Annotated in this window: 3 protein-coding genes; all 3 read right to left on the bottom strand. The window is 74.0% G+C overall.

From position 1 onward, the window contains the following. Nucleotides 1-220: 220 nt before the first annotated feature. From DY240_RS24120 to mtrA, 3 genes are read right to left on the bottom strand one after another with little or no spacing between them, the layout of a single operon-like run. Complete coding sequence (locus DY240_RS24120; protein WP_119662268.1) at nucleotides 221-1,966, bottom strand: LpqB family beta-propeller domain-containing protein; 1,746 nt, start codon at nucleotides 1,964-1,966, stop codon at nucleotides 221-223. Next, nucleotides 1,959-3,770, bottom strand: a complete 1,812-nt coding sequence (mtrB, locus tag DY240_RS24115; protein WP_119662267.1) for an MtrAB system histidine kinase MtrB — start codon at nucleotides 3,768-3,770, stop codon at nucleotides 1,959-1,961. The genes DY240_RS24120 and mtrB overlap by 8 nt, the downstream gene beginning before the upstream one ends. Nucleotides 3,771-3,774: 4 nt before the next feature. After that, nucleotides 3,775-4,452 (bottom strand): MtrAB system response regulator MtrA, encoded by a 678-nt coding sequence (mtrA, locus tag DY240_RS24110; protein WP_046769651.1) that lies wholly within the window; start codon nucleotides 4,450-4,452, stop codon nucleotides 3,775-3,777. Nucleotides 4,453-4,822 lie beyond the last annotated feature (370 nt).

Raw genomic sequence — 4,822 nt, 5'->3', positions numbered from 1 at the left:
GGCGCGGCGCAGGCGGACGAGCCCGCGCCGACCGGCCGGCGCGGCGGGGTCGGCCCGGGTGGCGGCGCCCGTGAAAACGATCATGGAACCAGCATGCACCACAGGTCCGACAGAGTCGGACGAACGGCGGCCGTCACCGTCCAGGCGAGCGGGTCGCCGGGGCCGGCGGCTGGAGCCGCGGGACACCCGACGTCCACGATCAGACTCGGGCGGGCCGGCGTCAGCCGGGATAGGCGGGACTGCGCGCCGGGCCGATCTCCGTCCACGCGTTGCTGGACCGCTGCATGTACAGCACGCCGTCGGACTCGAGCACGACCGGCAGCCCGGCCGCGGCGCCCACGTGCAGCGCGTCACCCGCGGGCAGGCCGCCGCGCGGGAGGGTCTCCTGGCCGGACAGTGCCGCGTCGTACGGCTGCACCGTCGTCGTGCCGTCGGCGCCCGACTCGGTCTCGAGCAGGATCACGACGGTGTCGGCGGCGCTCCAGGACGGGCTGGACGAGCTCCAGGCGACGTCGCGGGCGACGCCGTCGGCGCCGATGGACTGCGGCTGGTCGATGACGATCGTCGCGTCGTTGTCGGGGTCGCGGATGACGTTGGCGACCATGGCCTCGCCGTCGACGATCAGCGCGACCCGGGTGCCGTCGGGAGAGACGGCGAGGCGGCCGACGTCGCCGGTGAGGTCCGGGGCGCTGACGGCGACGGGCTGTCCGTCGGGCCGGACGACGACGATGCCGTGGCCCTCGACGCCGTGGTCGACGGCCCAGACCAGGCCGGTGCGGTCCCAGGCGGGCGAGACGAGGTCGACGCCCTGGTAGAGGGTGTCGATCGGCTCGCCCTCGCCGAACGACGCCGCCTGGATGGTCGTCCCATCGCCGCTGATGACGACGCCGCGGTTGGCGGCCCGGTTCACCGCCACCTCGCGCACGCCGGCCTGCTCGCCCAGCGGCCCGCGGACGGGAGCCAGCTCACCGTCGGACACGGACACGACGCCGGTCTCGCCGATCGCGTACAGCGGCGTCTCGGACCGCAGCACGGCCGGGTCGTACGCGCTCAGCGGCGGGTCGCGCGGCGACAGCGGCTCGTCCTGGACCAGCGGCAGCTTGTCCGCCAGCACCTCGACCTTCTCGACCTCGGGCAGCACGCCCAGCGTCCAGGCCAGCTGGGCGACCATGCGCTCGCGCTCGTCGGGTCCGGCGAGCGCGGCGTCGGCGCTCAGGTCGACCGTCGCGACGCCGTTGCTGACGGGGACGGCGTCGACGGCGAGCTCGGTCTCGGGGCGGAACGCCGTCGCGACGGCGGGCTCGAGCCACTCCGTCGGCCCGCTCAGCACCTGACGGGCCAGCAGCGTCGCCGTCGCGTCGTTGGCCGTGCGCGGCAGGAAGACGACGTCGGGCACCAGCACCTCGAAGCCCGGGTCGAAGAAGTACACGTTGCGCGCCTGGTACTCGCGCTCGAAGTTGAAGTCGGAGATCAGGATGCCCGGCGGCGGGTTGGCGATGCGCCACTCGCCGTCGACCTGCTCCAGCTGCAGGTCGAAGTCGCCCCGCGTGCCCGGCACGGCCTCGCGGAAGGCGCCCCGGGCGCCCACCTGGCCGCGCGGCGTCGTCCGCACGTGGACGGTGTTGGGGCCGACCGGCTCGGTCGGCGGCGTGGCCTCGTAGTACACCGTCACCCCGGCGGACGGGTCCCAGTCGGCGGCCGCCTCCTCGGTGAGGTACTGCCGGGCGGTCTCGTACCCGGGCTGGTACGACGCCATGGCGGCGATGAACCCGTCGACGATCTGCACCGGGGTCATGCCGGGCAGCGGCGGCGCCTCGATGACCTCGACGTAGCGGTTCTGCTCGTCCTGCTGCGACCCGACGGCGCCGGCGTCCAACACCGGTCCGGACGTCGGGATCTCGCTGCACCCGGCGACGACGGCGGCACCGGCGAGCACGGCGACAGCGAGGACGGCGCGGCTACGCATGCCGGCTCACCTCCTCGGCCGACGACGCCGACGTGACGGGCGCGGCCGGCTCGGCCGGCCCGGACGGCGCGGCCGGAACCTCGGCGTCCGGCTCGTCGCCGGACGGCAGGATGCGGCGGTACGGTGCGCCGATCGCGCCGGCGTCGATCAGCCCGCCGTCGCCGGCGTCGTCGGGGACCAGCGCCAGCGGCGACGAGCGCAGGTCGTCGCCGGCCAGCCCCGGCAGGGTGAGCCGGAACTGCGACCCTTCGCCGGGCTCGCCCCAGGCCTGCAGCCAGCCGCCGTGCAGGCGCGCGTCCTCGAGCGCGATGGACAGTCCGAGGCCGGTGCCGCCGGTGGTCCGCGCCCGGGCCGGGTCGGCCCGCCAGAAGCGGTGGAAGACCAGCGACGACTCCCCCGGCTTCAGGCCGACGCCGTGGTCGCGGACGGTGACGGCGACGGCGTGGTCGTCGGCCGCCACGGTGATGCGGACGTCGCGGCCCTCGCCATGCTCGATGGCGTTGACGACGAGGTTGCGGACGATGCGTTCGATGCGCCGGGCGTCGATCTCGGCCATCGCCGGCTCGACCGGCACGTCGACGATCAGCTCGCTGCCCTTCTCGACGGCCAGCGGCGTGGCGGCGTCGACGACCTTGTGGACGACGTCGCGGACGTCGTACCGCTCGGCGTTCAGCGCGGCGGCGCCGGCGTCGAACCGGCTGATCTCCAGCAGGTCGGTGAGCAGCGCCTCGAACCGGTCCAGCTGGGCCTGCAGGAGCTCGACGGAGCGCTCGACGACGGGGTCGAACTGGCCGCGCGACTCGTACAGGACGTCGGCGGCCATGCGGACCGTCGTCAGCGGCGTGCGCAGCTCGTGCGAGACGTCGGAGACGAACTGCTGCTGCATGCGCGACAGGTCCTCGAGCTGCCCGATCTGGTGCTGCAGGCTGGCCGCCATCTGGTTGAAGCTCATGGCCAGCCGGGCGAGGTCGTCGCGGCCGCGGACGGCCATGCGCTCGGCCAGGTTGCCGGCCGAGAACCGCTCCGCGATGCGCGCCGCCAGCCGCACCGGCGTCACGACCTGGCGGGCGACCAGCCAGGCCAGCGCGCAGAGCAGGACGATCAGGAGGACGCCGGCCGTCGCCAGCGCCGTCAGCACGAGGTCGACGGTCTGCTGCTGCTCGGTGAGTGGGAACAGGTAGTACAGCTCGTAGTCGGTGCCGTACGGGTCGGTGATCTGACCGCCGACGGCGAGGCCCGGCACCTCGCGGCCGTCGAGGTAGTGGATCGACGTGTAGGTGCGGAAGACCCGTTCCTCGCCGGCGACCCGTTCGCGCAGCGCGTCGGGAACGCTGTCGGGGTAGGCGCCGGAGCGGTACGTGCGGGCGCCCTCGCCGCCGAGCACGATGATCTCGTAGAGCGGGTCGCTCGCGGCCGACGTGCTGCCGCTGGCGGCGAGCGTGTCGACGATGCTGGTCAGCGTCTGCCGCAGCTCGCCGGGCGGGTCGTCGGAGACGGCGAGCGTGCGCTGGGCGCTGTCGATGCCCGCGGCGGCGTCGGCCACGGCGGCGTCGGCGTGCGCCTGCAGCAGCCCGTCGGTGATCTGCCGCGACAGCGTCACGCCCAGCAGCGAGACCACGACCAGCGACAGCGCGAGCGTCGCCGTGATGACCCGCAGCTGGATGGAGCGCCGCCACGCGCCGCGGACCAGCCGCCACGGGCGCATCGCCCACTGGGCCAAGCGCGGCAGGAAGCGCGACAGCGCGTCGGCGCCGGCGCCCGCCGCTGCCGCCCCCGCGCCGTCCCCGCCGACGGGACCGATCATCGGATCACCCAGGGCCGGCCTTGTACCCCACACCACGGACGGTCACGACGATCTCGGGACGTTCGGGGTCGTGCTCGATCTTGGAGCGAAGCCGCTGGACGTGGACGTTGACCAGCCGGGTGTCGGTGGCGTGGCGGTAGCCCCACACCTTCTCGAGCAGCTCCTCGCGGGTGAACACCTGCCAGGGGCGGCGGGCCAGGCAGGCGAGCAAATCGAACTCGAGGGGCGTCAGCGAGATGGGCTGCCCGTCGCGCTTGACCGAGTGGCCGGCCACGTCGATGACGACGTCGCCGACCTGCAGCGTCTCGGGCTTGGGGTCGTCGGTGCGGCGCAGCCGGGCGCGCACGCGCGCGACCAGCTCCTTGGGCTTGAACGGCTTGACGACGTAGTCGTCGGCGCCGGACTCGAGGCCCACGACGATGTCGACGGTGTCGCTCTTGGCGGTGAGCATGACGATGGGCACGCCGGACTCGGCGCGGATCTCCTTGCACACGTCGATGCCGTCGCGGCCGGGGAGCATGAGGTCGAGCAGCACGAGGTCGGGCTTGAACTCCCGGAACGCCGGCAGCACGTCGTCGCCACGGGTGATGATGGCGTGCTCGTACCCCTCACCACGCAGCACGATCCCGAGCATCTCCGCCAACGCGGTGTCGTCGTCGACGATGAGCACACGTCCCTTCATGTCCATATCGTGACACCGAAGGGGCCTCAGAGTGAAAAAGTCGCTCACCAGCGCGCCGTGGGGGCGCGCTGGTGGCTCGTCCGTGCGATGTCCGCCGGACGTGACAGGATTGAGCTGAGACCGGCGTGTCCGCGGCCCGCGGGCGCGCGACGGCGATCGGCCACAGCGCCCTGGGGGCGTGCGAAGCATGCGCCGCATCGGCCGCAACGGCCGGACGGCGCCGACGAAGGGAGCCCGATGTCCGGGATCGCGGGGTCGCCTCCGCCGGACGACGACGCTGCGCGCGGCGACGACGCGACGCGGCGCGACGACACCGTGCGGCCGAGCCCGTTCGCGGACGGCGGCAGCGGCGGCCAGGCGCCGGACGGCG

This window comes from Jiangella rhizosphaerae, from assembly GCF_003579925.1.
GTDB lineage: Bacteria > Actinomycetota > Actinomycetes > Jiangellales > Jiangellaceae > Jiangella > Jiangella rhizosphaerae.
Note: the sequence above shows the minus strand (reverse complement) of the source record. Positions and strands in the feature narration are given on the sequence as shown.

Excerpts from the sequence above, each read along its gene's own strand:
- mtrA (WP_046769651.1), bottom strand. The coding sequence starts at position 4,452 with ATGAAGGGACGTGTGCTCATCGTCGACGACGACACCGCGTTGGCGGAG.
- mtrB (WP_119662267.1), bottom strand. The coding sequence starts at position 3,770 with ATGATCGGTCCCGTCGGCGGGGACGGCGCGGGGGCGGCAGCGGCGGGC.
- DY240_RS24120 (WP_119662268.1), bottom strand. The coding sequence starts at position 1,966 with ATGCGTAGCCGCGCCGTCCTCGCTGTCGCCGTGCTCGCCGGTGCCGCC.